This window comes from Pseudomonas sp. URIL14HWK12:I5, assembly GCF_900176445.1.
In the GTDB taxonomy this organism is placed as follows: Bacteria; Pseudomonadota; Gammaproteobacteria; order Pseudomonadales; family Pseudomonadaceae; genus Aquipseudomonas; species Aquipseudomonas monteilii.
Genome location: NZ_FWXQ01000002.1, coordinates 561,757 through 586,928 on the forward strand (window position 1 = coordinate 561,757; position 25,172 = coordinate 586,928).

Consider the following 25,172-nt stretch of genomic DNA (forward strand, 5'->3'; position numbering starts at 1 on the left):
GCAGGGTCCTCAATAGGTGAAGAAACCGCGACCGCTCTTGCGCCCCAGCCAACCGGCCGCGACCATTTCCTTGAGCAGCGGGGCAGGGCGGTACTTGCTGTCGTTGAAGCCCTCATGGAAGGCCTCCATGATTGCCAACAGCGTGTCCAGGCCAATCAGGTCGGCCAGGGCCAGTGGGCCGATGGGCTGGTTGCAGCCCAGGCGCATGCCGGTGTCGATGTCCTCGGCGCTGGCTAGGCCTTCCTGGCGCACGAAGATCGCTTCGTTGATCATCGGCACGAGGATGCGGTTGACCACAAAGCCCGGACGGTTGCCGGCGGTGATCGGTGTCTTGCCGACCTTTTCGGTCACCACCAGCGCCTGGGCATAGGTGCTGTCGCTGGTCTGCAGGCCGCGAATGATTTCCACCAGTGCCATCATCGGCACTGGGTTGAAGAAATGCACACCAATGAAACGCTCGGGGTGCTCGATGCTGGCGGCCAGCTGGGTGACCGACAGCGACGAGGTGTTGGTGGCGATCAGGCAGTCGGCGGCGACGTTGGCGGCCACTTGCTGCAGGATGCGCTGCTTGAGCTGCAGGTTCTCGGTGGCGGCCTCGATCACCAGCTGCGCACCGCTGAGCTGGGTGTAGTCGGTGCTGGTGCGAATGCGGGCTTTGGCGGCTGCGGCCTTGTCCGTCTCCAGGGTGCCTTTGTTGACCTGGCGCTCGAGGTTTTTGCTCAAGGTGGCCACACCACGCTCCAGTGCCGCGTCGGACACGTCCACCAGCAACACCTGGTAGCCGGCCACTGCACACACCTGGGCAATACCGTTGCCCATGGTGCCGGCGCCGATCACGGCGATCTGTTCAATGCTCATGTGTCAGCCTCCCTCAGACGCGTTCGAAGACCACGGCGATGCCTTGGCCACCACCGATGCACATGGTGGCCAGCGCGTAGCGGCCCTGGATGCGCTGCAGTTCATGGATGGCCTTGGTGGCGATGATCGCGCCCGTGGCGCCTACCGGGTGGCCCAGGGAAATGCCCGAACCGTTGGGGTTGACCTTTTCCGGGTCGAAGCCCAGCTCGCGGGCCACGGCGCAGGCCTGGGCGGCGAACGCTTCGTTGGACTCGATCACGTCCAGGTCCTGGACCTGCAGCCCGGTCTTTTCCAGCACCTTGCGGGTGGCCGGGATCGGACCCAGGCCCATTAGTTCAGGCTCGACACCGGCGTGGGCGTAACCCACCAGGCGGGCCAGCGGCTTCAGGCCCAGGCGGCGCACGGCGTCGCCCGTCGCCAGCACCAGGCCGGCGGCGCCGTCGTTGATGCCGCTGGCGTTGCCGGCGGTGACGGTGCCGTCTTTCTTGAACACCGGCTTCATGCCGGCCAGTTGTTCAGCGGTCACTTCGCCACGTACATGCTCGTCGACACTGAATTGCACGCTGCCTTTACGGGTTTTCAGTTCCAGCGGCACGATCTGGCTGTCGAAGCGGCCTTCGGCAATGGCGCGGGCGGCGCGGCGCTGGCTGGTCAGGGCCAGTTCGTCCTGCATTTCGCGGGTGATGCCGTGTTTGGCCGAGACGTTTTCGGCGGTGATGCCCATGTGGAAATGCTGGAACGGGTCCTGCAGCACGCCAACGGTGTAGTCGATGCCTTGCAGGTCACCCATGCGCGCGCCCCAGCGTGCCTGTGGCAGCAGGTATGGACCACGGCTCATGGATTCGGCACCGGCTGCAACGGCCACGTCGGTGTCCCCCAGCAACAGCCCCTGGGCTGCCGAAACGATGGCCTGCAGGCCCGAGCCGCACAGGCGGTTGACGTTGAACGCCGGGGTTTCCTTGGGGATGCCGGCGTTCATTGCTGCCACACGGGCCAGGTAGGCGTCACGCGGCTCAGTGGGGATTACCGTGCCCATCACCAGATGGCCAACGTGATCGGCGGCCAGGCCCGAACGCTCGATGGCAGCACGGGTAATGGTGCTGGCCAGGTCGGCCAGCGGCAGGTCCTTGAGGGAGCCGCCAAAGCCACCAATGGCTGAACGGACGGCACTGACGACGTAGATTTCTGCGTTGCTCATAGGGGCTCCGATTGCGAAGGCATGGCGGGACGGGGCCAGGCTCTGCGAGAATGGCCGGCGGTCCCGGAGTGGGATCGAGTCTAGGCAAAGGTTCCGTTGCAGCCTATGCCGGAACTGTTCAAACAACCTGGCACTTTTTGCCACTCAGCATAGACAGCGAAAACCGCCATGCGCGATAGCGATTCGGTCGCCGTGTACTTTCTCAACGCCATGCTCCATGCCCTGCGCGACAGCCCCGCCGAGCGTGATGCACAGCTGCGTGCCGTGGGCATCGACCCACAGCTGCTGGAACAGCCCCAGGCACGCGTGCCGGCCAAGGCCTTCGCCCAGCTCTGGCTGGCGATGATTCAACGGCTGGACGACGAGTTTTTCTGCCTCGACAGCCATGGCATGCCGCTGGGCAGCTTTGCCCTCATCTGCCGGGGCTTGATACTTGAACCGAACCTGGAAAAGGCCTTGCGCCAGTGCATGGGCGGCTTCGGCCTGTTCCTGCGGGACCTGCGTGGCAGCCTGACGGTACGTGGTGGTCGGGCGCAGATCAGCGTGCAGTCGAACATTGCCGACCCGCTGACCCGGGTGTATGCCGAGGAAACCTATTTGGTGCTGATGATCGGCATGCTGTGCTGGCTGGCCGGGCGGCGCATTGCCATCGACCGTACCGAACTGGCGGTGTCGCGCCCGGCCCAGGAGGACGACCTGCTGCTGTGGGGGCCAGACCTGCGCCTGGGCAGCGGCCGTACCGAGGTGGAATTCGACAGTGCCTACCTGCGGTTACCAGTGGTACAGGATTTGCCAGCCTTGAAAACCTTCCTGCGCACTGCGCCACAGGGGCTGGTGATTCGCTTTCGGAACCAGAACGGGCTGGTGGCCGAGGTGTACCGGCGCTTGCGCGCACTGCGTTATGGCCAGTGGCCGACATTGGCGGCGCTGGCGCAGCAGCAGGGGGTTAGCGCCAGTACCTTTCGCAGGCAGTTGGACCGGGAGGGGCGGTCATACCAGCAGATCAAGGATGAGGTGCGCCGGGCGATGGCCTTCGAGCGCTTGCGTGAAGGAGTGTTAAGCATCGCCGAAATCGCGGAGCAGGCGGGGTTCCAGGAGCCCAGTGCGTTTCACCGGGCGTTCAAGAAGTGGACGGGGCAGAGCCCCGGTAGCTATCGGGCTCGGTTGGCTGGGCGTTGATGTGTCACCTGTACCGGCTACCCATTAATGATCAGGCCGGCACCATCGCAAACCCGACACCAAAGCGGTTCCAGGCATTGATCGTGGCAATTGCCAGGGTCAGGTTGGCCACTTCGGCCGGTTCGAAATGTTCCTGCAGGGCTTCATATTGCCCCTGCGGCGCGCCCTGCTCAGGCAAGCGGGTCAGGCTCTCGACCCAGGCCAGTGCCGCACGTTCACGCGGGGTGAAGTAAGCGGTCTCACGCCATACGCTCAACGTCTGCAAGCGTGCCTCGGTCTCGCCGGCCTTGCGCGCATCGTTGGCATGCAGGTTCACGCAGTAGGCGCAGCCGTTGATCTGCGATGCCCGCAGGCGCACCAGCTCCAGCAGGGAACTCTCCAGGCCGCTCTTGGCCAGGGCCTGCTCCAGGCCGACCATGGCTTTGTAGGCTTCGGGGGCGTGCTTGGCCCATTCGATACGGTTGTGCATGGCTGTCTCCAAAGGGTGTGGGGTGGGAATGGCACTACTTTAGTGCCGCCCTTTGGCCCCCCCGATAGCCAATCCTGCGCATATGCAGGAGGCCAATCGACCATTCATGTGGCCACTGACAGGCATCCAATCTCTTCATTTCTGCCAGGCTGACCGAGCCGGGATAATGGCCGGGTCTTGCTACAAGAGAACCGATTCACAATGAGAGCTGCGTTGAACCTGTTGCTGGTGATTCTGCTGGCGCTGAACTTGCGGCCGATCCTGACCAGTATCGGCCCGTTACTCGAACCTATGCGTGCCAGCACTGGCCTGGGCTACCAGCAGGCCGCCTTGCTGACAGCGTTGCCGGTGCTGTGCATGGGGCTGGTACCGTTGCTGCAACCCTGGCTGCGGCGCTGGATCAGCGAGCATGGCGGCATGGTCGGTGGCCTGGCTGCGATTGCCCTGGCCTGCCTGTGGCGGCTGCAATTGGACAGCGCGTGGGCGTTGATTGCCAGTGCAGTGGTCGCTGGCCTGGGCGTGGCGGTGGTGCAAGGCATGATGCCAGGGTTGGTCAATCGATGGTTCCCCGGGCGGCTGGCCGGGGCGATGGGCCTGTATTCGGCGGCACTGATGACGGGCGGCGGCCTGGCGGCCGTGCTTGGGCCACATGTCAGTGGCCACTTCGGCCACTGGCAGGCCGGCCTGGGCCTGTGGGCAGCCCCGGCCGTGCTGGCGGTGCTGGCCTGGGCCGTGCTGCGGCCTCGTCAGGAAGCACCGAGGCTGGCGGGCGCTGCGGGTGGACACTGGTTTGGCACTCGCCGGGCGTGGTTGCTGGCCTTGTACTTCGGCCTGATCAATGGCGGCTACACCAGCATGGTGGCCTGGTTGCCCGCCTACCATATCGAGCACGGTGGCAGCGCCCAGGGCGGCGCCGACCTGGTGGGCCTGATGACCATTTTCCAGGTGGCCGGTGCGCTCGGCCTGCCTCTGCTGCTGCGGCGCTGGGCAGACCGGCGCCCAGGCCTTTGGCTGGCGCTGGCGATTCAGCTGGCCGGCTTTCTCGGCCTGCTGCTGGCACCCACGGTGGCTGCAGGACTGTGGGTCGCCATGATCGGCTTTGGCTTGGGTGCCTGCTTCAGCCAGAGCCTGACGCTGACTCTGGAGCACCTCAAGACGCCTGCGGAGGCCGGCAGCCTGGCGGCATTCGTACAGGGGATCGGCTTTATCATCACCGGTATCGTGCCGTACATCACCGGCTGGTTGCGTGACGTGAGTGGCGACTTCCAGGCATCGTGGACGCTGCTGACCGTGACCGTGATGGCGATGCTGTTGGTAACCGCGTGTTTCAATCCGCGTGGCTATGCTGCGGCCGTCGCGCGCGCGCCCGCGACGGGCAGGGCCGCGCCGGTCAGCTGAGGCGTTGCAGGGTATCGCGCACCCGGTCCAGTGCCGGGTCGATGTCCAGCAGCTCGATAGCGCCAAAGCCCAGCAACAGCCCCGGGCGTATCGGTGCTTCGCTGAAAAACGGCGCCAGCGAATACAGGCCCACCTCCACCTTGCGGGCCAGGTTGGCCAGCAACTCGACATCGACCCCGGGCTTGGCCAGCGCGCTGAGGTGGAAGCCCGCGCTGGCGGGGATGGCGCTGAACCACGGTGACAGGTCGCTGCCCAAACGCGCCAGGATACGTTCGCGGCGGGCGCTGTAAACCTCGTGGCAGCGGCGGATGTGCTTGTTCAGGTGGCCTTCGCCCAAAAAGCGCGCCAGCGCCCACTGCAGCAAGGTCGGGCTGTGCCAGTCACTGAGGTGCTTGGCCACGCAGGCCGCCTGCAGCACGGCAGGCGGCAACACGGCATAGCCCAGCCGCAGCTCGGGCAGCAACGTCTTGGAAAAGGTTCCCACATAGGCCACCAGACCATGGCAGTCGAGGCGCTGCAATGCGTCCGCTGCCGGCCCGTGGTAACGGAACTCGCAATCGTAGTCGTCTTCGATGATCAACGCGCCCAGCTCAGCCGCCCGGGCCAGCAGGGCGTGCCGACGTGGCTCGCTCATGGGCATGCCCAGCGGGAATTGGTGCGACGGCGTTACATAGATCAACCGGGTGCCATCGGCGATGTGCTCGACACGCAGGCCTTCATCATCCACCGGAACGGACTGCACGCGTGCACCAAGGGCCAGGAACAGTTGCCGGGCAGGCGGGTAGCCGGGGTCTTCCATGGCCACTTGGCAACCGGGTTCCACCAATACCCGGGCGATCAGGTCCAGCGCTTGCTGGGCGCCGTTGCACACCAGCAGGTCGGTTGCGCTGCAGTGCACGCCGCGGGCGTAAGCGATGTGGTGGGCTATGGCCTCGCGCAGCTCCGGCAGGCCCTGGGCCGGAAACTGCCGCTCGGGGTGGCGTTGGCTGCGGCGCAGGGCGTAGTTCAGGCAGCTGCGCCACTGGTCAAACGGAAATTGCGCCTTGCTCGACGCACCACCGATAAAGTCATAGCGGGAGGGCGCTTGCAGTTGGCGTTGGCCGAGCACGGTAGCGCGCTGCTGCCAGCGCTCGAGGGACAAAGCGCCGGCGAGGGGGATGGTGGTTGATTCATGGCTACGCAGCGGTTGGCGCGGCGTGATGAAGGTGCCACGGCCGACCACACCGCTGAGCAGGTTGTCGTAGGTGAGCCGCGAATAGGCCTCGGCCACCGTCTTGCGTGACACGCCCAGTTGCTCGGCCAGCAAGCGGGTGGGTGGCAACTGGGTGCCGGCGGCCAGGTGGCCACTGTCGATCCCGGCGCGCAGTTGCTGATAGAGCTGGTCGGCCAGGCCTTTGCGGCCTTCCAGGCGAATGTGCAGTTCCATGGGGCGGTCCGGAGCGGGGGAGTGCTCAGGATAGCGGATTGGCCAGACAAGGGCATGGGGCCGCAAAGCGGCCACATATCTCAGAGCCGGGCCGTACTCACCGTGATATAGCCCTTGTCGGCGACTGCGATGCGTATCACCGTTTCATCCGCTGGCGCCTTGCGGTTGCGCTTGATGCGCACGCCATCGACTGCGGCCGCTTTCAGGTGTTCCGCGATGGCCCGTCCGTTCCGGTCAAAGAACACCTCGCTGGCCAGCAACTCGATTCGCTCGACCAGTTGCCGGGAGTGTTCGTCGGTGGCGCAGAAGAACATCACCCCCGACAGGTGCGGATCCTCTTCGGGGTTGCAGATGTCATGGGCCAGCATTTCGCACAAGCTGCTGCGCAGTTCGGCAATGGAGCGGGCGTAACGGTGCATACGGAGCCTCCTCTGGATCGCGACCTTGCGGTTTCCAGTGCCGATCTTGTTTTTTGCGTGCAGAGGCAGCAAGCAGGATGCTTCCGAGAACGTTGTGGGAAATTTCTGAGGGCGCCGGAATACCACCCCTGACGGGCCGGCGGCAGATGTTTGCTGCCGGCGCAACACAAGGCCGCGCCAGCAGCTCCGCGCAGCTTGGGCTAGCGTTGAACCTGCTGCTTGAACTGCAACCGCCAGCCATGCAGCAACGGCTCGGTATAGCCACTAGGTTGCTCGCGCCCCTTGAACACCAGCTCTCGGGCGGCGCGAAACGCATGCGATGCCTCGAAGTTGGCCGCCATTGGCCGGTACGCCGGGTCCCCGGCATTCTGTTGGTCTACCACCTTGGCCATGCGTTGCAGAGTCGCCTCGACCTGCTCGGCACCCACCACGCCATGGTGCAGCCAGTTGGCGATGTGCTGCGCTGAAATACGCAGGGTGGCACGGTCCTCCATCAGGCCAACATCGTGGATGTCCGGTACCTTGGAGCAGCCGACCCCTTGTTCGACCCAGCGCACCACGTAACCGAGGATGCCTTGGCAGTTGTTGTCCAGTTCAGCCTGGATATCGTCGGCACTCCAGGGCCGCTCTGGGCTGACCGGTATGCTGAGCAGGTCGTTCAGCAATGCGTGGCGCTGGGCGTTCAGATCGACTGCTTCCAGCGCCTGCTGCACCGCTGCCACGTCTACCAGATGGTAATGCAGCGCATGCAGCGTTGCGGCCGTCGGTGAGGGCACCCAAGCGGTGTTGGCACCGGCCTTGGGCTGGGCAATTTTCTGTTCGAGCATGGCCGCCATCAGGTCGGGCATGGCCCACATGCCCTTACCGATCTGTGCCTTGCCGCGTAATCCGCAGGCCAGCCCCACCAGCACGTTGCTGCGTTCGTAGGCCTGGATCCAGGCACTGCCTTTCATGTCGCCCTTGCGCAGCATGGCACCGGCTTCCATGGCGCTGTGCATCTCGTCCCCGGTGCGGTCGAGGAAGCCGGTGTTGATGAACACCACCCGTGATGCAGCACTGGCGATGCAGGCTTTGAGGTTGACGCTGGTGCGCCGCTCTTCGTCCATGATGCCCATCTTCAGGGTATGCGCGGGCAGGCCCAACAGGGACTCGACGCGACCGAACAGCTGGTCGGCAAAGGCCACTTCGGCCGGCCCGTGCATTTTCGGCTTGACGATGTACAGGCTGCCTTCGCGCGAGTTGCCTCGGCGCTTGAGATCGTGCAGGCCGATCAGGCTGGTGACCACGGCATCGAGGATGCCTTCCGGAATTTCCCGGCCATCGCGGTCGTGGATCGCCGGGTTGGTCATCAGGTGGCCAACGTTGCGAATGAACAGCAGCGAACGGCCTGGCAAGGTCAGTGGCTGGCCGTTTGCACCGTGATACTGGCGGTCGGCGGCCAAGGTGCGGCTGAAGGTTTTGCCGCCCTTGCTGACCTGCTCGCTGAGGTCGCCTTTCATCAGTCCCAGCCAGTTACGATAGACATTGACCTTGTCGTCGGCATCGACGGCTGCCACTGAGTCTTCGCAGTCGATGATGGTGGTCAGTGCGGCTTCCAGCAGGATGTCCTTGACCCCGGCCAGGTCCTGCTGGCCGATGATGTTGGCCGGGTCGATCCGGATTTCGAAATGCAGTTGGTGGTGCTGCAGCAGGATCGCAGTAGGCGTGTTTGGCTCGCCTTGGTAGCCACGCATTTGCGCGGGGTTTTGCAAGCCAACCTGGCGGCCATCGGCCAGGGTGACCTGCAGTGCGCCCTGGTTGATCGCGTAGGCCTTGGCGTCGCTGTGTGAGGCGCCGGCAAGCGGGGCTGAGGTATCGAGGAATTGCCGGCCATAGGCAATCACCTTGGCGCCGCGCACCGGATTGTAGCCTTGGCCGCGCTCGGCACCCGCGGTTTCGGCGATGGCATCGGTGCCGTAGAGGGCATCGTACAGTGAACCCCAGCGGGCGTTGGCGGCGTTGAGGGCGTAGCGGGCATTGCTCAGCGGCACGACCAGTTGCGGGCCGGCTTGTACGGCGATCTCGCGGTCGACGTTGTGGGTGCTGATTTGCACGTCTTCGGGGGCATCCACGAGGTAGCCGATGCCTTGCAGGAAGTGCTGGTAGGCCACCATGTCGCGGATTGGGCCGGGGTGCTGGCGGTGCCAGCTGTCCAGTTCGGCCTGCAGGCGCTCGCGTTCGGCGAGCAGTGCACGGTTTTGCGGGGCGAGGTCGTGGACCAGGGTGCTGAAGCCTTGCCAGAAGGGGGCGGCTTCGATGCCGGTGCCGGGGAGCACTTCGTCTTCGATGAAGCGCTGGAGGATGGGGGCTATCTGGAGTTGATGGTTTGGCATTGTCTGTCCGCTCGATGTTCAGTTTTCAGGAAATGGGGTGCCTGTGCTGGCCTCTTCGCGGGTGAGCCCGCGAAGAGGCCAGCACAGGATTTACAGAACAGCTGCCCCGACCTTGGCCACCTGGGCGTCTTGCTCGGACTTGACCCCGGACACACCGATGGCACCCACCACCTGGCCGTCCACCCGCAACGGCACGCCACCTTCCAGGCTGGTCAGCAGCGGTGCAGTGACAAATGCAGTGCGGCCACAATTGACCATCTCTTCGTAATCCCGTGTTTCCTTGCGCCCCAGCGCAGAGGTCCGAGCCTTTTCCACGGCAATGTAGGCACTGGCTGGCGCACAGCCGTCCATGCGCTCCAGGGCTAGCGGGTGACCACCGTCGTCAACCACGGCGATGGTGACGTTCCAGTGTTGGGCCAGGGCTTCCTGGCGGGCGGCGGCCAATACGCGGGCGACTTCGGCCTGGCCGATCACGAACTTGCTATGCATGGGGGGGCTCCGGGTTCAAGGCTGCTTCGACAATTTCTATCCAGTGCCGTACCGGCGTACGCCCGGCCCCGTCGAGGTGGGCCTGACAGCCGATGTTGGCGGTGGCGATGACGTGCGGTTTGCCGCTTTCCAGTGCGTTGAGGCGGTTGTCACGCAGTTGCAGTGACAATTCGGGCTGGGTCAGCGAATAGGTGCCCGCCGAGCCGCAGCACAGATGGCCGTCCGGCACAGCGGTGAGGGTAAAGCCCAGGCGCGTCAGCAGCGCTTCCACCGCGCCGCCCAGCTTCAGGGCATGCTGCAGGGTACAAGGGCAATGGAAGGCCAGGCGCTGTTCGGCGCACAGGCCTAGTTGCTCGATCGGCTCATCGCGCAGCACTTCTACCAGATCGCGGGACAGGGCGCTGACCCGCGCGGCCCTGGCGGCGTAACGGGGGTCTTTCTCCAATAGATGGCCGTAATCCCGCACGAACGCGCCGCAGCCGCTGGCGGTTTGCACAATGGCCTCGGCCCCCGCTTCGATGGCAGGCCACCACGCGTCGATATTGCGCCGTGCACGTTGCAGGCCTTGCTCTTGGGCATTGAGGTGGTAGTCCACCGCGCCACAGCAGCCGGCCTGGTGGATCGGCTGCACGCTGATGCCCAGGCGGTCCAGCAGGCGCGCGGCGGCGGCGTTGGTGTTGGGCGACAAGGCTGGCTGCACGCAGCCTTCCAGCATCAACACCCGGCGTGCATGGCGCGGTGCCGGGCGCTGGCCAGGGGCGACCACCCGTGCCGGCAGTTTGCGCTTGAGTGTGGCCGGCAGCAGCGGGCGCAAGGCCTGGCCGCCACGGGTCAGGGCCTTGAACAGCGCCGGGCGTGGCACCACGGCTCGCAGGCCCTGGCGCAGCAGGCGCTGACCGAGCGGGCGCGGCACCTGTTGTTCGACCACGGCGCGGCCGATGTCCAGCAGGTCGTGGTATTTCACCCCTGAGGGGCAAGTGGTTTCGCAGTTGCGGCAGGACAGGCAACGGTCCAGGTGCAGTTGCGTGCTGGCCGTGATCGGCTCGCCTTCGAGCAGTTGCTTGATCAGGTAGATGCGCCCGCGCGGGCCGTCCAGCTCATCGCCCAGCAACTGGTAGGTGGGGCAGGTGGCGGTGCAGAAACCGCAGTGCACGCAGGAGCGCAGGATGCTTTGCGCCTCGTCGGCGCGGGCCAGGCGTCGGGAGGCTTCACTCAGGTTGGTTTGCATGGTCTGGCCTCACAGGTTCGGGTACAGGCGGCCAGGGTTGAACACGCCCTGGGGGTCGAGCTGCTGCTTGAGCGTCTGGTGGTAGCGCATCAGTGCAGCGGGCAGCGGCGGGCTACTGTCCGCTCCAGCGGTGTAGCAGGTGGCGTGGCCGCCCACGTTGGCGACCAGGTCGCGAATGGCCTGTGCCGGTGCGCTGGACGTGAGCCAGCGCTGCGCTCCACCCCAGTCGATCAGTTGCTGGCCGGGCAGGTCCAGCTCGCCGGTGGCGTTGGGCAGTGACAGGCGCCACAGCGGTGCAGGGCTGTTGAAGAATGCCAGGCGCTGCTCGCGCAGGTCGCTCCAGAAACCGCTGTCGAGGGTTGCGCCGCCCAGTCGCTGGCGTGCCGACTGAACCGAGCCTTCGCCGCCTTCCAGGCGCAGGTACAGCGCTTCGCCGTCATGGCAAGCCGCGCTGATCGGCAGAGGCTGCTGGCCCCATTCGGCCAACTCGGCCAGCGCCTCATGCCGGCCCATTGGCAGGCGCAGGCTCAAGCACTGGCGCGGCCGGGGCAGTACTTTCAACGAAACCTCGGTCAGCAACCCCAGGCAACCGAAGCTGCCCACCATCAGCCGTGATACATCGTAACCAGCCACGTTCTTCATCACTTCGCCACCAAAGCGCAGCAACTTGCCGTGGCCGGTGATCACCCGCGTGCCCAGTACATAATCACGTACCGACCCGGCCCATGGCCGCCGGGGGCCAGACAAGCCGGCGGCGACCATGCCGCCCAAGGTGGCGTCCGGGCCCAGGTGTGGCGGTTCACAGGGAAGCATCTGGCCGGCTTCGTGCAGCGCCGCTTCGATCTCGCGCAGCGGTGTGCCGGCGCGGGCGGTGAGCACCAGTTCGGTCGGGTCGTAGCTGACGATGCCACGGTGGCTGCGGGTGTCGAGTACTTCGCCAGCTACAAGGTTGCCCAGCCTGGCTTTGCTGTTACTGCCCTGGATACGCAGCGGTGTGCCTTGGTTCAGCGCCTGGCCGACCTGCTCCAGCAGGGCCTGGCTGTTGTCGCGGTCCATGCTCATCAGAAGCGCTCCAGCTCGGGGAAGGGCAGTTGCCCATGGTGCACATGCATGGCGCCAAACTCGGCACAGCGGTGCAGCGTGGGAATGTTCTTGCCGGGGTTGAGCAGGCCCTGCGGGTCGAAGGCGGCCTTCACCGCGTGGAACAGGGTGATTTCGTCGCTGTTGAACTGCGCGCACATCTGGTTGATTTTCTCGCGGCCTACGCCGTGCTCGCCCGTAATGCTGCCGCCTACCGCCACGCACAGTTCGAGGATCTTGCCGCCGATGGCTTCGGCACGCTCCAGTTCACCTGGCAGGTTGGCATCGAACAGGATCAGCGGGTGCATGTTGCCGTCGCCGGCATGGAACACGTTGGCCACGCGCAGGCCGTATTCCGCGGACAGGTCACTGATGCCCTTGAGTACCCGTGGCAGTTCGCGGCGCGGGATGGTGCCGTCCATGCAGTAGTAATCCGGCGAGATGCGCCCCACCGCCGGGAAGGCGTTCTTGCGCCCGGCCCAGAAACGCACGCGCTCCGCTTCGTCGCGGGCCAGCCGTACTTCGCGGGCCCCGGCGTGCGCCAGGACGGCGGCCACCCGTTCACAATCGTCATGCACATCGGCTTCGACGCCATCCAGTTCGCACAACAGGATGGCTGCCGCGTCCACCGGGTACCCGGCATGAATGAAGTCTTCGGCGGCGCGGATGGCCAGGTTGTCCATCATCTCCAGGCCGCCGGGAATGATACCGGCAGCGATGATTTCGGCGACTGCCCGACCGGCGTCCTCGACACTGTCGAAACTGGCCAGCAGCACCCGCGCCACCTGGGGCTTGGGGAGCAGCTTGACGGTCACTTCCGTGACGATGCCGAGCATGCCTTCGGAGCCCGTGAACAGTGCCAGCAGGTCGAAGCCTGGGCTGTCCAGCGCATCGCTGCCGAGGGTCAGGCGTTCGCCTTCTACCGTGAGGATTTCCACCTTGAGCAGGTTGTGCACGGTCAGGCCGTATTTCAGACAGTGCACGCCTCCGGCGTTTTCGGCAACGTTGCCACCGATGGAGCAGGCAATTTGCGAGGACGGGTCTGGTGCGTAGTACATACCGTGCGGGGCGGCCGCCTGGGAGATGGCCAAGTTGCGCACGCCGGGTTGCACACGGGCGTAACGGCCCTGTGGATTGACCTCCAGAATGCGGTTGAAGCGCGCCATTACCAGCAGGACCCCCTTGGCCAGCGGCAGGGCGCCGCCCGACAGGCCGGTGCCGGCGCCACGGGCTACCACGGGTACGCCGCGCTGGTGGCAGAGCCTGAGCAAGGCCTGCACCTGCTCCAGGCGCTCGGGCAGCACCACCAGCAGCGGTACCGTGCGATAGGCCGACAGGCCGTCACATTCGTAGGGTTTGAGGTCTTCTCCGCGGTACAGGATATCGAGGTCTGGCAGGGCCTTGCGCAGCGCCTGCAACAGGTCCGCCTGGTCTACGGTGGGCAGCGCGCCATCGACGCGTTCGTCGTACAGGATATTCATCGGCTCACTCGGCAACGTTTTTGTTGTTGTTGGCAAAGCGGTCACCGGTGCAGCCTGCACGTGCCAACGGCCCTGGTCGAGCGCGTCGTTCACTGGTCCTACCAGTTTTTCTGCAAAGGGCTGGTTATTGACGGCTTTGCCTGTCTAGATTGGAGCCATCGGTTGAGGTGGTCCTACCAGTAGGAGAAGGCGTGATGGGTGCTGAGGGCAAGGTCAAGGTCGCCGACCAGGTGGCCGAGCGTGTGGAGCGCCTGATCGTTGACGGCGTACTCAAGGTGGGCCAGGCCTTGCCGTCGGAGCGGCGGTTGGTGGAGAAGCTGGGGTGTTCACGCTCGGCACTGCGCGAAGGGCTACGCATTTTGCGGGGGCGCGGCATCATCGATACCGAACAGGGGCGGGGCTCGTTCGTCGCCGACCTGACAGGGCAGTCGGGTGCCACACCGTTGATGCATTTGTTTGGCTCGCAACCGCGTACGCTGTTCGACTTGCTGGAAGTGCGGGCGTTGCTGGAGGCAGAGTCGGCGCGGCTGGCGGCGTTACGGGCCACCGAGGTTGACCGCTTGCTGATTCGGCGGCGCTACGAAGACATGCTGGCCGCGCACGAGGCACCAGACGCGATCGATGCCCGTGAACACGCTCGTCGCGACCACGCGTTCCACCGGGCGATCAGTGAGGCGTCACACAACCCGGTGCTGGTGCATACCTTGCAATCGCTCAGCGACCTGACCTTGAGCACGGTGTTTGCCTCGGTCAACAACCTGTATTGCCGGCCGGCGCAAAAGCGCCAGATCGACCGCCAGCATGCACGCTTGTATCAGGCGGTGATGGAGCAGTTGCCGGAGCAGGCGCAGCGGGCTGCGCGCGAGCATATCAACGGGATTCGCGACAGTTTGCGGGAGATCGAGCAGGAGGAGCAGCGCCTGGTCAGGGCAACCATGCGCATGGATGGCTGGGGGTGAATGTTTGCCTGCGCCGGCCCTTTCGCGGGCGCGCCCGCGAAAGGGCCGGCGCAGGCTGACCTCAATGATCGGCTATCCGATCATCCTGCGACAGAATGGCCCGGGCCAGCTCTTCATCATTGGCTTGCAGCCCAGGGTGGTCCCTGCGGGCTTGTTCCAGCGCCGACTCCACATAGGCGCCACGGATTGCACCGCCACTGGCAACGAAGGCAGAAAGTTCATCGCGTGCCGGGATGATCCGTTTATCGTCCTTGAAGGTCGAGTAAAGCGAAGCGGAAACACCGGCCGAGGTGGCGACGTCGCCCGCATCGACGCGGGCCAGGGCAGCACCGGCAGGCAGCAGGAGCAGCAGCGCAGGAGCGAGGAGTAGGTGGCGCATGTCGTGTTCTCCAGTAGCGTGAAGCCCAAGGTAATAAAACACTCAACGTTTAAGAGAGCACGCAGGAGGTGGTAGTTCCCTTGGGGGCCACGAAATAGATTGTGTGGGGGCTATGACGGGAGGAACGGGGAATGGGGTGTTCTGGCTGCAGGAGAACAACCGCCGTCCAGATTGCCTGAAGATAGATTGACCGTGGCGGGCCGGGCGTGATTTGCTCGGCGCTACGGCTTCTTCGCGGGTGAACCCGTGAATGGCCCGACACGATCATTCAAAGGAAAATGAAGGTTCGCCGATGTCCGAATACACGCTGCATTGCTTCGCCGAATCCGGCAACGCCTACAAGGCCGCGCTTATGCTTGAGCTCACTGGCCAGGCCTGGCAGCCGGTTTTCGTCGACTTCTTCAACGGCCAGACCCGCGAGCCAGGCTGGCGCGATGAGGTGAACGAGCAGGGCGAGGTGCCGGTGCTGGAGCACGCGGGCAAAACCTTCACCCAGTCTGCGCTGATCCTGGAATACCTTGCCGAACAGACCGGCCAGTTCGGCCCGCGTGATGAAGACGAAAAACGCGAGATCTGGCGCTGGATGCTGTTCGACAACCACAAGTTCACCAGCTATTACGCCGCGCTGCGCTTTCTATTCTGCCTGAAGAAAACGGGGGAAACGGACGTGACGCGATTCCTGCGTGAGCGTGCCACGGCGGCTTACCGTATTGTCGACGCACACCTGGCAAAAACGCCGTTCATGGTTGGCGGCCGGCTGACCATCGCCGACCTGTCGTTGGCGGGGTATGTGTTCATGCCTGAAGATACAGGGATCCCGCTGGTGGATTTCACTCATATCGAGGCTTGGAAGGCGCGAATCCAGGCGCAGCCGGGGTGGAAGCATCCGTATGAGCTGATGCCGCGTACGGCATCCTGAGGCCTTCGCGGCACTGCAAGGCTCAGATGGACAACCGTATCACCCGGTTGTCCAGCACTTGCTGTTCTTGCCCCCGCCGCTTGTTCACCACCAGCTCGCCAATGGCAATCAGCCGCGTGCGCGTGATGTTGCGCGACAACCCCAGCAACTGCGCGGTATGCACCTGGTTGTAGTGGCAGAACCGGTAGGCCGAGCGCAGCAAGGCGTTTTCCACCTTCTCGTACAGGTCGCCCGGCTGCTCCTCGAACAGCTGGCTGAACGCCCGCTGCAACAAGTCGTCTACACCATTGCCAGCCGTCTCTTCCTCTTGCCGCTCGATGCGCAGGTTGGACAGGCGCAGGTCCTGCGCCTGCACCGTGCCGTCGCCGCAAGTGAGCAAACTGTGGTGAATCACGTTCTCCAGCTCGCGGATATTGCCCGGCCAGCTGTATTCCACCAGCTTGGCCTGGGCTTTGGCGCTGAGCTCCACCGGGCCGTAGCCCAGTCGGTCGCTGTAGCTGCGAATGAAGTGCCGGGCCAGTGGCAGGATGTCACCCGGGCGGTCGCGCAGAGGGTGCAACTGTAAGGTCACCACGTTGAGCCGGTAGTACAGGTCTTCACGAAAATGCCCGGCGTTGATGGCCTTTTCCAGCTGCACGTTGGTTGCGGCCAGGACCCGCACATTGATCGGGATGCTCTTGCGCGACCCTAGCCGCACCACCTCGCGCTCTTGCAGCACGCGCAGCAACTTGACCTGGATCGGCAGGGGCAGGTCGCCGATTTCGTCGAGGAACAGCGTGCCGCCATTGGCTTCCTCGAACCAGCCGGCCTTGGCCGCCAGCGCGCCGGTGAAGGCGCCTTTTTCATGACCGAACAGTTCGGCCTCCACCAGCGACTCCGAGAACGCCCCGCAGTTGACTGCGACGAATGGGCCGTTGCGCCGGCCACTGAGGTTGTGGATGTGGCGTGCGACCAGCTCCTTGCCCGTACCGGTTTCGCCGATGATCAGGACGCTGGCCTCGCTGGGGGCGACCTGTTGCAAGTGGGCGAGCAGCGCCTGTGACCTTGGGTCTTCGAAGACCTGTGCGGTCGCCCTGATCGAGGTAGCCAGTGTCGGTGACGGGGGGAGGGTCAGCAGTTGCATGGGCAATCCTCAGGAATAGAAGGATGGGGCAGGGCGCTTGTCGTTGAGGGCCCACTCGCCGAGTTCGTGGATGCGGTAGTCCACCGGATCGTGCAGGGTTTGTGTGCGCAGGTTGCGCCAATGGCGGTCGAAGCGCAGCGAGGCATGGGTGGCGCGTGCGCCGGTGACCTCGAACAGGCGGTTGCAGATGTCCAGGCCGTGGCGGCTGGCGGCGACCTTGGCGGTGCCGATGGCCAGGGCCAGATCGCCGCGCTCTTCTGCCGTGAGGGCATGTTCCTTGGCCCAGGCGGCATCCAGCTGGCGTGCGGCCCGTTCGATCAGCAGACGCACGCTTTCAAGGCCAACCCAGAACTCGCCGTAATGGCGCAGCACATAAGGGTCTTCGGCACTGCTGGCGGCGCTGGAGCGGAACCACGGCCGGCTTTCCTTGAGGGTGTACTGGCGGGCTTCTTCGAAGGCGCCTTCGGCAATGCCGAGGAACAGGTTGGCGAAGTGCAGCTGGGCAATCAGCGGGCGCAGGGCGGCGAACGGAGTGCTCAGCGGGCCTGGGTCGAGTAGCAGTTCGTTGTGCTCTACCCGCACCCGCTCGAACGTGGCGCTGCCACTGTCGGTCTGGCGTTGACCGATGTTGTTCCAGTCGCTATGCAGGCTGATGCCGGTGCGGCCACTGGGGATGGCGGCAATCAGAAGCTTGCCGCCGGCACGTTCGTCCACCGCCGAGGCGATGAGCATTTCCGAGTCGCTGGCGCCGGAGCAGAAGCTTTTCTTGCCCGAAAATTCGCACCAGCCATCGAAGTGCTTGACCACGGTGCGGGTGTCCAGCGGGTTCAGGGCATTGCCCCAAAACCACTGTTTGCGGGCGGTCTGTTCGAACCAGGGCTGCCATTGGTCGGGGCGTGAGAACAGGCGTACGGTGGCCAGCATCAGGTGGTGAAAGCCGAACACATGGGCAATGGAGCTGTCGACCCGGGCGAACTCGCGCACCACCGCGAACGTGTCGTGCCAGTTGGCACCCTGCCCACCGAAGGCCTGCGGGATCACCAGCGACAGCAGGCCGCTGTCACGCAGGGCATCGCGCTCGGCTTTCGGGGTGCCGCCGCGCTCGTCGCGTTCTACGGCGGTCTGGGCAAACTGCCCGGCCAGTTCGCGGGCGATGGCCAAGGCCGGGCACAGCGGGGTATTCACAGGTGCATTCATGGCCGCTCCTCAGGCGCTTTTACGCAGTGCGTGGTGGGCGCCGAACAGCGGCACGGCACGCTCTGCAGCCAGGCGGATGCGGGCGGCGAGGGCATCGCTGGACACGCGATAGTCGGCCAGTTCTGCCTGGCTGGCGAACACGCCGATTGGCAGGGTCAGGGCTTGCAGGAAGCTGAACAGCGGGCGCAACTGATGGTCGAGCACCAGCGCATGGCGTTCGCTGCCGCCGGTGGCGGCGAGCAGAACCGGGGTGTCGACCAGGGCATCCTGGCCGATCAGGTCGAACAGGTGCTTGAAGTGGCCAGTAAAGCTGCCGCGGTACACGGGGGTGGTCACCACCAGCAGGTCGGCTTTTTCCACCAGACGCAGTTGCTGCTCGACGGTGTCGGGCAGTTCGCTGCGCCACAGGGCGCTGCCCAGTGGGCGGGCGATGTCGCCCAGTTCGATCAGGTGCGGCTTGATGTGCAGGTGTTCAGCCAGCTCAGCGAGGATCGCCTCGGTCAGGGCCAGGGTGCGTGAAGGGCGGGAAGTGCCGCCGGACAGGGCTACGACATTCAGTGGGGTGCTCATGGGCAGGTCTCCGGTTCGGGTTGAGCGGGGGACTTTGCTTGAGCAATCGTCGTGCCGGGTTCTAATGTTCTTCTAAATCAACAAGTTATCGCGTTAGCAGGTTTGCGTCGCTGTTGCCGGGCGGGCGTTTCGTGTTGATTGGGTGTTGCGCTGCGAACAGTTGGCCAAGTGTTGGCGGCTGTGCAGTGGAGAGAGTTATAGAGGATTATCGTTCGTTAAAAAAAGAATAAGAATTCATATTGTTATGCATTTTTATGGATAAGCCGCCGTCTTGCCGGTACCGACAATGCCCTGTACGAACGTCACCAGTTGATCCCTCGCGGTGATCACGCTTCCCCATTGCGCCTGCCCGCACAGCAAACCCAGTACGGCATGGGCAATCGACCGCGCTCGGAGTGCCGGCAGCCCGCACTCTGCGGCGACAATGTCACTGAGCAGCCCGCTGTATTGCGTTTTCAACTGTTCGATTTGCAACAGTTGCTCTGTGTTCAGGTTCATGGCTTCCCGCGTCAGCAGCACCAGTTTGTCGGGGTTGGCCTGGCTATACGTCACGAAGGCCTGCACAAAGCACGGCAAGTGTTCACTGATGGTACGGGCACCTTTGAGGCATTGTCGGGTTTCATACAGCAGATCGGTCAGGCTCGACTCGATCAGCTCGAACAGCAGCCCCTGTTTGCTCTCGATGTGGTGGTACAGCGAGCCGGCGCGCAGGCCCAGGTGGCTGGCCAGGTCACGCAGGCCTATGGCCTGGTAGCCATGGCTGGCAAACAAGGCGCTGGCCGCCTCCAGCAGGCGGTCCCGAGCGTGCGGGGTGGGTACGGGCGAGAGGCTGGAAGCGGGCATGGACGCACCTGTGGGCGAATTGATGTTTGACCAAATGTAAGACAACAGGCATCTTACGTAAAGACTCAATCGCGGAGGTGTTTCGTGGAAAATCAAACGGTGGTGATCGTAGGTGGTGCCTCGGGTCTGGGCCTGGAAACAGCCCGGCTGATGGTTAAACGTGGAGCCGGCAAAATCGGCCTGATCGACCGCAATGAGCAATTGCTGGTACAAGCCGCAGAAGAGCTGCGCGGGCAGGGTGTAGAAGTGGCAATCGCGGTAGGCGACATTGCCCGCAAGGACACCGCCCATGCAGCCTTCGACCAGATCGTCGAAGGCTTGGGGCGGGTGCATTGCCTGGTCAACAGCGCGGCCATCTACCCGCGTAAGGACATCTTCGAGATCACTGACGACGAGTGGGGCCTGGAGAACGCCGTCAACATCAAGGGTACCTACCACATGATGGTCGCCGCCGCGCGCCACATGCAGCAGTACGTGGCGGCCCCGGCGGTGACCGGGCGTATCGTCAACGTGACGTCGGTGGATGCCTTCAAGGCCCACCCGCAAAACGCCCACTATGCCGCCACCAAGGCAGCGGTGGTAAGCCTGACCAAATCGTTTGCCCAGGCCTGTGCCAAGGACCAGATCCTGGTCAACTCGGTAGCCCCGGCCGGTTTTGCCACCGAGCGCGCCAAACAGCTGGGCTTCCTCGGCGAGCTGGCGGCAGCCAACCCGCTGGGCCGTGCTGCGGAACCGGCAGAAATCGCCGAGTGGATCGTGATGATGGGCAGCAGCCGCAACAGCTACGCCACCGGTGAAAACGTGATTGTCAGCGGGGGCTACATCTATGCCTGAAGCCGCATTTCCTGAGGGCTACCAGCGCGCGCTGGTGACCGGGGCTACCAGCGGTATCGGCAAGGCCATCGTACTGGCGCTGCGTGATGCCGGCCTGCAAGTGATTGCCGTGGGGCGCAGCGCTGAGGCGTTGGCCGAGCTGGCTGGCGAGCCGGGTGTGACCACCTTGCAGGCGGATGTGCGTGATTACCGTTCGCTGGCTGCTGCGCTGGAAGGGCAAGCGGTGGATGTGCTGGTCAATAACGCGGGCATTCTGTCCACCCGGGCGGCATTCCAGGACATCGACGAAGCCGAAATCGACAACATGCTCGACATCAACCTCAAGGCGCCGTTGCACCTGGCGCGCCAGGTGCTGCCAGGCATGGTCGAGCGGGGCAGGGGGCACCTGTTCTTCATTGGCTCCAGTGCTGGTCGAGCGCCGCACCCGGGTGCAGCGGTGTACGGCGCGTCCAAGGCCGGGGTCAGCCTGTTCTGCGATGCCTTGCGCTGTGACCTGTTGGGCAGCGGCGTGCGAGTGACCGAGATTGCTCCGGGTCGGGTGCAGACACAGCTGTACAAGACTGCCATGGGCATGCAGGCGGCAGGCAGTGAGCTGTATGACGGTTATGAGTCGATCCAGCCGGAAGATATCGCCCAGCTGTTGCTGGCGGCGCTGAAGATGCCGCGGCAGGTGGATGTGTCGCGGTTGGAGGTATTCCCTACTGCGCAGGCGGTGGGTGGCGGGCGGATGGTCAAGACGGCGGGCTGATCCGACGGTTCTATCGCCTGTACCGGCCTCTTCGCGGGCACGCCCGCTCCGAAAGGATCACCACTGGTCCACAGGCACCACAGTACCTGTGGGAGCGGACGTGCCCGCGAAGAGGCCAGTGCAGGCAATGCAGTTTTGAGTAAATAGGTGCTTGACCACCTGTAAGACAACATATAACTTACATTAAGACTGCTTCAGCCGGTCGAGACAACTACAAAGCATTGCAGGGGATATGACGATGACTGCGACATCATGCCGGGTCGGCGTGGACATAGGCGGCACCTTCACCGATATCGCGCTGGACGTGAATGGCGTGCTGCATTCGACCAAGATCCTGACCGACTACGAGCTGCCTGAACGGGCCATCCTCACCGGCGTGCGCCAGGTGGTGGAGCAGGCGGGCCTGGCACTGTCGGACATCGACCAGTTGATCCATGGCACCACCTTGGCCACCAACGCCCTGATCGAGCGCCGTGGCGCGCGCACCGCCTTCATCACTACCGAAGGCTTCCGGGACACCCTGGAAATGCGCACCGAAAACCGTTTCGAGCAGTACGACATCAACATCGCCCTGCCGCCGCCACTGATCGATCGTGACCACCGCTACACCCTGCGTGAGCGCCTGAATGTCAAAGGCCAGGTACTGATCGCCCCTGCGCAGGCCGAGATCGATGCCCTGGTCGAGCGCATTGCCGAAGGCAACTACGAAAGCGTGGCCATTGGCTTCATTCACAGCTACGTCAACGGTGCTCACGAACGCCAGTTGCGCGATGCCCTGCAGGCGCGACTGCCGCAGTTGTCGATTTCCATTTCCAGCGAAGTCTCGCCGCAGATGCGTGAGTTCGAGCGCTTCAACACCGTGTGTGCCAATGCTTACGTCAAACCGCTGATCAAGTCTTACCTGGACCGCCTGGTGGTGACCCTCAAACAGGAAGGCGCCCATTGCCCGGTGTTCATGATTCACTCCGGTGGCGGCATCATCTCGGTGCAAAGCGCCGCTGAGTTCCCGGTCCGTCTGGTGGAGTCCGGTCCGGCTGGTGGCGCCATCTTTGCGGCCGACATCGCCCGCCGCTACCAGCTGGAGAACGTGCTGTCGTTCGACATGGGTGGCACCACGGCGAAAATCTGCCTCATCGAAGACCAGGTACCGAAAACCGCGAAAACCTTCGAGGTTGCCCGTACCTACCGCTTCAAGAAGGGCAGCGGCATGCCGATTTCCATCCCGGTGGTGGAAATGGTCGAAATCGGTGCTGGCGGCGGCTCCATCGCCAGCCTCGACAGCATGCGCCAGATCCGCGTGGGCCCGCACAGTGCGGCCTCCGAGCCTGGCCCGGCCTGTTACGGCCGTGGTGGCCTGGAGCCGACCATCACCGACGCCAACCTGCTGCTCGGCCGCCTGGATGCAGACAACTTCGCCGGTGGCGCGCTGCGTTTGTCCACCGACAACGCGGCCAACGCCATGGCCCGGGTCATCGGCCAGCCGCTGGGCATGCAGGCCGTCACCGCAGCGTTTGGCGTGTGCGAAGTGGTTGACGAGAACATGGCCAACGCCGGCCGTGTGCATGCGGTGGAAAGCGGCAAGGACATTGCCGACTACACCATGATCACCTTTGGCGGTGGCGGCCCGCTGCACGCTGCACGGCTGTGCGAGAAGATGGGTGTGGCACGCTTTATCGTCCCGGCGGGTGCTGGCGTGGGCTCGGCGATCGGCTTCCTGCGTGCGCCATTCGGTTACGAGGCCGTACGCAGTGCGTTCGTACGCTTGTCCGAGTTCGAGGCCGCGCAGGTCAATGACCTGATCGACGAGATGAAAGCCGAATCGCTGGGCTTCCTGCGCCAGGGCATGCCGATCGGTGAGCCGGACATGGACTGCACCGCGTTCATGCGTTATGTGGGCCAGGGCTGGGAAATCCCGGTTGCCTTGCCATTCAAAGCCTTCAGCGCTGCCGACACGCTAGAGTTCAAGGCCCGCTTCGAAGCAGCCTACACCCGCTTCTTTGGCCGCCCCATCGAAGGGCCGGACATCGAGATCGTCAGCTGGTCGGTCAAGGCCAGTTCGCCCCTGCCACCCGTCACGCAGATTGAGGAAGTGGGCGCCGCCTACCGCGCCCATGAAATTTCCCGCCGCCAGGTGTTCGACGTGGCCGCCGGTGGTTTTGTCGAAGCCGGCATCCACCCACGCGAAGAGCTGCAAGTCGGTGCCCGTGTCGACGGCCCGGCGGTCATCGTCGAGCGCGAAACCTCGACCTTCGTCACCTCCAATTTCACCGCCACGGTCCAGCCAGACGGCTGCCTGCTGGTCGTGCGCCGCTAACGCCTGAATTCGGAAGCCAGAACCATGAGCGATACGTTGATCGACATTCAAATGCAGGTGATGTGGAACCGCCTGGTCTCGGTGGTCGAAGAGCAGGCCCTGACCCTGATTCGCACGGCCTTCTCCACCAGTGTGCGCGAAGCCGGCGACCTGTCCGCCGGGGTGTTCGACCGCGCCGGCAACATGCTGGCCCAGGCCGTCACCGGCACCCCTGGCCATGTGAACACCATGGCTGAGGCGGTGGTGCACTTCATCAATGACATCGGCGAGGACAACATTTTCGAAGGCGATGTCTACGTGACCAACGACCCGTGGAAGGGCACTGGCCACCTGCACGACATCACCATCGTTTCGCCGTCCTTCTACAAGGGCAAGCTGATCGGCTATTTCGCCAGTACTGCCCACGTGGTCGATATCGGTGGCCGGGGCTTCGGCCCCGATGCCCGTGAAGTGTACGAAGAAGGCCTGTTCATCCCGATCATGAAGTTGTTCGAGCGCGGCAAGGTCAACCGCGATCTGATCAACATCCTGCGCAACAACGTGCGTGAGAACGACCGGGTAGTGGGCGACTTCTATGCGTTGTCGGCGTGCAACGAAACTGGCCACAAGCGCCTGCTGGACATGCTCGAAGAGTTCAAGCTGGACGACCTGGAGTACATCGGCGGGTTCATCCTCGAACACAGCCGTCGCGCTACCCTGGAGTGCTTCAAGTCGCTGCCCCACGGCACCTACAGCAACAGCATGACCCTCGACGGCTACGATGTGCCGGTAACCCTGGCGGTCACCATCACTGTTGGCCCCGACGGTATCAAGAGCGACTTTACCGGCACTTCTGGCATGAGCCAGTTCGGCATCAACGTGCCGCTGGGCTACGCCAAGGCTTATGCCTGCTATGGCCTCAAGTGCATCGTCGCACCGGAAATCCCGAACAACACCGCTTCGCTGGCGCCCTTCGAAGTCACCGCGCCTGAAGGCTGCATCCTCAATGCCAAGCACCCGGCGCCGGTGTCGGTGCGCCATGTGCTGGGCCATTTCGTGCCCGACCTGGTGCTCGGCGCGCTGCACAAGTGCCTGCCAGGCAAAGTGCCGGCCGAGGGTGCCAGCGCCCTGTGGAACCTGCACCTGAGCGTGCGTCCGCTGGAGAGCAACCTCAACGGCCGCAATGCCGAGATGCTGATGTTCAACAGCGGCGGCATGGGTGCCCGCTCGACGATGGATGGCCTGAGCGCCACGGCGTTCCCCAGCGGCGTACACACCATGCCGGTGGAAGCCACCGAACACGCCGGCCCGGTCGTGGTATGGCGCAAGGAACTGCGTGAAGGCTCCGGTGGTGCTGGCCAGTTGCGCGGTGGCCTGGGCCAGGAAATCGAAGTGTCGGCGGCCGAAGGCTACAGCTTGCGCTTCAGTGCCATGTTCGACCGTATCCAGTACCCGGCACGCGGCCTGGAGGGTGGCAAGGAGGGCGCCCAAGGCTTCGTTGGCCTGGATGACGGCAGCGTGCTGCGCGGCAAAGGCCAGCAATTCGTACCCGCTGAGCGCCGCCTGGTGCTGCGCCTGCCCGGGGGCGGTGGTTATGGCGACCCGCGCCAGCGCGACCGCAAGCAGGTTGAGCGCGATGTACGTGCCGGTTACATCAGCGCCGAGCAGGCACGTAACGACTACGGCTTTGACGCCGCTCAGGAGCGCTAG

General features: G+C 64.3%; 23 protein-coding genes. 8 read left to right on the forward strand and 15 right to left on the reverse strand.

Annotation, left to right across the window (positions count from 1 at the left end; translation table 11 throughout):
* Positions 1-9: 9 nt before the first annotated feature.
* Both B9A31_RS07275 and B9A31_RS07280 read right to left on the reverse strand, forming a co-directional pair.
* Positions 10-858, reverse strand: coding sequence for a 3-hydroxybutyryl-CoA dehydrogenase (locus B9A31_RS07275; protein ID WP_019099464.1), 849 nt, complete (start codon positions 856-858; stop codon positions 10-12).
* 13 nt (positions 859-871) lie between these two features.
* Positions 872-2,056, reverse strand: coding sequence for an acetyl-CoA C-acyltransferase family protein (locus B9A31_RS07280; RefSeq protein ID WP_027608884.1), 1,185 nt, complete (start codon positions 2,054-2,056; stop codon positions 872-874).
* A 168-nt stretch (positions 2,057-2,224) separates the two neighbouring features.
* On the opposite strand from B9A31_RS07280, the gene B9A31_RS07285 reads away from it, so the two are divergent.
* Positions 2,225-3,235, forward strand: a complete 1,011-nt coding sequence (locus tag B9A31_RS07285; protein WP_027614965.1) for an AraC family transcriptional regulator — start codon at positions 2,225-2,227, stop codon at positions 3,233-3,235.
* 31 nt (positions 3,236-3,266) lie between these two features.
* Here B9A31_RS07285 and B9A31_RS07290 read toward each other — a convergent pair whose 3' ends face one another.
* Positions 3,267-3,704 carry a carboxymuconolactone decarboxylase family protein gene (locus tag B9A31_RS07290; protein WP_019098769.1) on the reverse strand — a complete coding sequence of 146 codons (438 nt, stop codon included), beginning with the start codon at positions 3,702-3,704 and terminating at the stop codon, positions 3,267-3,269.
* A gap of 201 nt (positions 3,705-3,905) precedes the next feature.
* Here B9A31_RS07290 and B9A31_RS07295 point away from each other — a divergent pair, with 201 nt between their 5' ends.
* Positions 3,906-5,102: a cyanate transporter gene (locus tag B9A31_RS07295; RefSeq protein ID WP_027608885.1), complete on the forward strand. Its 1,197-nt coding sequence runs from the start codon at positions 3,906-3,908 to the stop codon at positions 5,100-5,102.
* On the opposite strand, the gene B9A31_RS07300 is transcribed toward B9A31_RS07295, so the two are convergent.
* From B9A31_RS07300 to glcD, 7 genes are all read right to left on the reverse strand, one after another.
* Positions 5,095-6,528, reverse strand: coding sequence for a MocR-like pyridoxine biosynthesis transcription factor PdxR (locus tag B9A31_RS07300; RefSeq protein WP_027614963.1), 1,434 nt, complete (start codon positions 6,526-6,528; stop codon positions 5,095-5,097). The genes B9A31_RS07295 and B9A31_RS07300 overlap by 8 nt on opposite strands.
* An 80-nt stretch (positions 6,529-6,608) precedes the next feature.
* Complete coding sequence (locus B9A31_RS07305) at positions 6,609-6,947, reverse strand: hypothetical protein (RefSeq protein ID WP_019099228.1); 339 nt, start codon at positions 6,945-6,947, stop codon at positions 6,609-6,611.
* Between the two features lie 200 nt (positions 6,948-7,147).
* On the reverse strand, positions 7,148-9,319 hold the full coding sequence (locus B9A31_RS07310; protein WP_025752658.1) for a malate synthase G: 2,172 nt from the start codon (positions 9,317-9,319) through the stop codon (positions 7,148-7,150).
* Between the two features lie 90 nt (positions 9,320-9,409).
* The gene (locus B9A31_RS07315) at positions 9,410-9,808 is read right to left on the reverse strand and encodes a heme-binding protein (RefSeq protein ID WP_084296832.1); all 399 of its coding nucleotides are present in this window, start codon (positions 9,806-9,808) and stop codon (positions 9,410-9,412) included.
* The gene (gene glcF, locus B9A31_RS07320) at positions 9,801-11,036 is read right to left on the reverse strand and encodes a glycolate oxidase subunit GlcF (RefSeq protein ID WP_027608887.1); all 1,236 of its coding nucleotides are present in this window, start codon (positions 11,034-11,036) and stop codon (positions 9,801-9,803) included. Before glcF ends, B9A31_RS07315 begins: the two co-directional genes overlap by 8 nt.
* Before the next feature lie 9 nt (positions 11,037-11,045).
* Positions 11,046-12,098: a glycolate oxidase subunit GlcE gene (gene glcE / locus B9A31_RS07325; protein ID WP_025752652.1), complete on the reverse strand. Its 1,053-nt coding sequence runs from the start codon at positions 12,096-12,098 to the stop codon at positions 11,046-11,048.
* A complete protein-coding gene (glcD, locus tag B9A31_RS07330; protein WP_019098607.1) occupies positions 12,098-13,597 on the reverse strand; it encodes a glycolate oxidase subunit GlcD in 1,500 nt (499 codons plus the stop codon). Before glcD ends, glcE begins: the two co-directional genes overlap by 1 nt.
* Positions 13,598-13,791: 194 nt before the next feature.
* Between glcD and glcC the strand changes: the two genes are divergently transcribed.
* A complete protein-coding gene (glcC, locus tag B9A31_RS07335; RefSeq protein WP_027608889.1) occupies positions 13,792-14,556 on the forward strand; it encodes a transcriptional regulator GlcC in 765 nt (254 codons plus the stop codon).
* Positions 14,557-14,617: 61 nt separating this feature from the next.
* Here glcC and B9A31_RS07340 read toward each other — a convergent pair whose 3' ends face one another.
* Positions 14,618-14,935, reverse strand: a complete 318-nt coding sequence (locus B9A31_RS07340) for a DUF2388 domain-containing protein (RefSeq protein ID WP_019098605.1) — start codon at positions 14,933-14,935, stop codon at positions 14,618-14,620.
* 292 nt (positions 14,936-15,227) lie between these two features.
* Here B9A31_RS07340 and B9A31_RS07345 point away from each other — a divergent pair, with 292 nt between their 5' ends.
* Positions 15,228-15,854, forward strand: coding sequence for a glutathione S-transferase family protein (locus tag B9A31_RS07345; RefSeq protein WP_084296833.1), 627 nt, complete (start codon positions 15,228-15,230; stop codon positions 15,852-15,854).
* A 22-nt stretch (positions 15,855-15,876) separates the two neighbouring features.
* On the opposite strand, the gene sfnR is transcribed toward B9A31_RS07345, so the two are convergent.
* The 4 genes from sfnR to B9A31_RS07365 all read right to left on the reverse strand — a co-directional run bounded on the left by sfnR (position 15,877) and on the right by B9A31_RS07365 (position 19,587).
* The gene (gene sfnR, locus B9A31_RS07350; protein ID WP_019098603.1) at positions 15,877-16,977 is read right to left on the reverse strand and encodes a sigma54-dependent transcriptional activator SfnR; all 1,101 of its coding nucleotides are present in this window, start codon (positions 16,975-16,977) and stop codon (positions 15,877-15,879) included.
* Between the two features lie 9 nt (positions 16,978-16,986).
* Positions 16,987-18,174, reverse strand: coding sequence for an acyl-CoA dehydrogenase family protein (locus tag B9A31_RS07355; protein ID WP_027608892.1), 1,188 nt, complete (start codon positions 18,172-18,174; stop codon positions 16,987-16,989).
* A 9-nt stretch (positions 18,175-18,183) separates the two neighbouring features.
* Positions 18,184-18,744, reverse strand: coding sequence for an FMN reductase (msuE, locus tag B9A31_RS07360; protein WP_016711107.1), 561 nt, complete (start codon positions 18,742-18,744; stop codon positions 18,184-18,186).
* A 252-nt stretch (positions 18,745-18,996) separates the two neighbouring features.
* The gene (locus B9A31_RS07365; RefSeq protein ID WP_019096232.1) at positions 18,997-19,587 is read right to left on the reverse strand and encodes a TetR/AcrR family transcriptional regulator; all 591 of its coding nucleotides are present in this window, start codon (positions 19,585-19,587) and stop codon (positions 18,997-18,999) included.
* Between the two features lie 84 nt (positions 19,588-19,671).
* Between B9A31_RS07365 and B9A31_RS07370 the strand changes: the two genes are divergently transcribed.
* The 4 genes from B9A31_RS07370 to B9A31_RS07385 all read left to right on the forward strand — a co-directional run bounded on the left by B9A31_RS07370 (position 19,672) and on the right by B9A31_RS07385 (position 25,172).
* Positions 19,672-20,421 carry an SDR family NAD(P)-dependent oxidoreductase gene (locus tag B9A31_RS07370; protein WP_084296834.1) on the forward strand — a complete coding sequence of 250 codons (750 nt, stop codon included), beginning with the start codon at positions 19,672-19,674 and terminating at the stop codon, positions 20,419-20,421.
* Positions 20,414-21,169, forward strand: a complete 756-nt coding sequence (locus tag B9A31_RS07375; RefSeq protein ID WP_027608893.1) for an SDR family oxidoreductase — start codon at positions 20,414-20,416, stop codon at positions 21,167-21,169. The genes B9A31_RS07370 and B9A31_RS07375 overlap by 8 nt, the downstream gene beginning before the upstream one ends.
* 238 nt (positions 21,170-21,407) lie before the next feature.
* Positions 21,408-23,483 carry a hydantoinase/oxoprolinase family protein gene (locus tag B9A31_RS07380; protein ID WP_088537530.1) on the forward strand — a complete coding sequence of 692 codons (2,076 nt, stop codon included), beginning with the start codon at positions 21,408-21,410 and terminating at the stop codon, positions 23,481-23,483.
* 24 nt (positions 23,484-23,507) lie between these two features.
* Positions 23,508-25,172, forward strand: a complete 1,665-nt coding sequence (locus B9A31_RS07385) for a hydantoinase B/oxoprolinase family protein (RefSeq protein WP_084296835.1) — start codon at positions 23,508-23,510, stop codon at positions 25,170-25,172.

Coding starts and splice junctions, on each gene's coding strand:
- B9A31_RS07275 (WP_019099464.1), bottom strand. CDS start 858: ATGAGCATTGAACAGATCGCCGTGATCGGCGCCGGCACCATGGGCAAC.
- B9A31_RS07280 (WP_027608884.1), bottom strand. CDS start 2,056: ATGAGCAACGCAGAAATCTACGTCGTCAGTGCCGTCCGTTCAGCCATT.
- B9A31_RS07285 (WP_027614965.1), top strand. CDS start 2,225: ATGCGCGATAGCGATTCGGTCGCCGTGTACTTTCTCAACGCCATGCTC.
- B9A31_RS07290 (WP_019098769.1), bottom strand. CDS start 3,704: ATGCACAACCGTATCGAATGGGCCAAGCACGCCCCCGAAGCCTACAAA.
- B9A31_RS07295 (WP_027608885.1), top strand. CDS start 3,906: ATGAGAGCTGCGTTGAACCTGTTGCTGGTGATTCTGCTGGCGCTGAAC.
- B9A31_RS07300 (WP_027614963.1), bottom strand. CDS start 6,528: ATGGAACTGCACATTCGCCTGGAAGGCCGCAAAGGCCTGGCCGACCAG.
- B9A31_RS07305 (WP_019099228.1), bottom strand. CDS start 6,947: ATGCACCGTTACGCCCGCTCCATTGCCGAACTGCGCAGCAGCTTGTGC.
- B9A31_RS07310 (WP_025752658.1), bottom strand. CDS start 9,319: ATGCCAAACCATCAACTCCAGATAGCCCCCATCCTCCAGCGCTTCATC.
- B9A31_RS07315 (WP_084296832.1), bottom strand. CDS start 9,808: ATGCATAGCAAGTTCGTGATCGGCCAGGCCGAAGTCGCCCGCGTATTG.
- glcF (WP_027608887.1), bottom strand. CDS start 11,036: ATGCAAACCAACCTGAGTGAAGCCTCCCGACGCCTGGCCCGCGCCGAC.
- glcE (WP_025752652.1), bottom strand. CDS start 12,098: ATGAGCATGGACCGCGACAACAGCCAGGCCCTGCTGGAGCAGGTCGGC.
- glcD (WP_019098607.1), bottom strand. CDS start 13,597: ATGAATATCCTGTACGACGAACGCGTCGATGGCGCGCTGCCCACCGTA.
- glcC (WP_027608889.1), top strand. CDS start 13,792: ATGGGTGCTGAGGGCAAGGTCAAGGTCGCCGACCAGGTGGCCGAGCGT.
- B9A31_RS07340 (WP_019098605.1), bottom strand. CDS start 14,935: ATGCGCCACCTACTCCTCGCTCCTGCGCTGCTGCTCCTGCTGCCTGCC.
- B9A31_RS07345 (WP_084296833.1), top strand. CDS start 15,228: ATGTCCGAATACACGCTGCATTGCTTCGCCGAATCCGGCAACGCCTAC.
- sfnR (WP_019098603.1), bottom strand. CDS start 16,977: ATGCAACTGCTGACCCTCCCCCCGTCACCGACACTGGCTACCTCGATC.
- B9A31_RS07355 (WP_027608892.1), bottom strand. CDS start 18,174: ATGAATGCACCTGTGAATACCCCGCTGTGCCCGGCCTTGGCCATCGCC.
- msuE (WP_016711107.1), bottom strand. CDS start 18,744: ATGAGCACCCCACTGAATGTCGTAGCCCTGTCCGGCGGCACTTCCCGC.
- B9A31_RS07365 (WP_019096232.1), bottom strand. CDS start 19,587: ATGCCCGCTTCCAGCCTCTCGCCCGTACCCACCCCGCACGCTCGGGAC.
- B9A31_RS07375 (WP_027608893.1), top strand. CDS start 20,414: ATGCCTGAAGCCGCATTTCCTGAGGGCTACCAGCGCGCGCTGGTGACC.
- B9A31_RS07380 (WP_088537530.1), top strand. CDS start 21,408: ATGACTGCGACATCATGCCGGGTCGGCGTGGACATAGGCGGCACCTTC.
- B9A31_RS07385 (WP_084296835.1), top strand. CDS start 23,508: ATGAGCGATACGTTGATCGACATTCAAATGCAGGTGATGTGGAACCGC.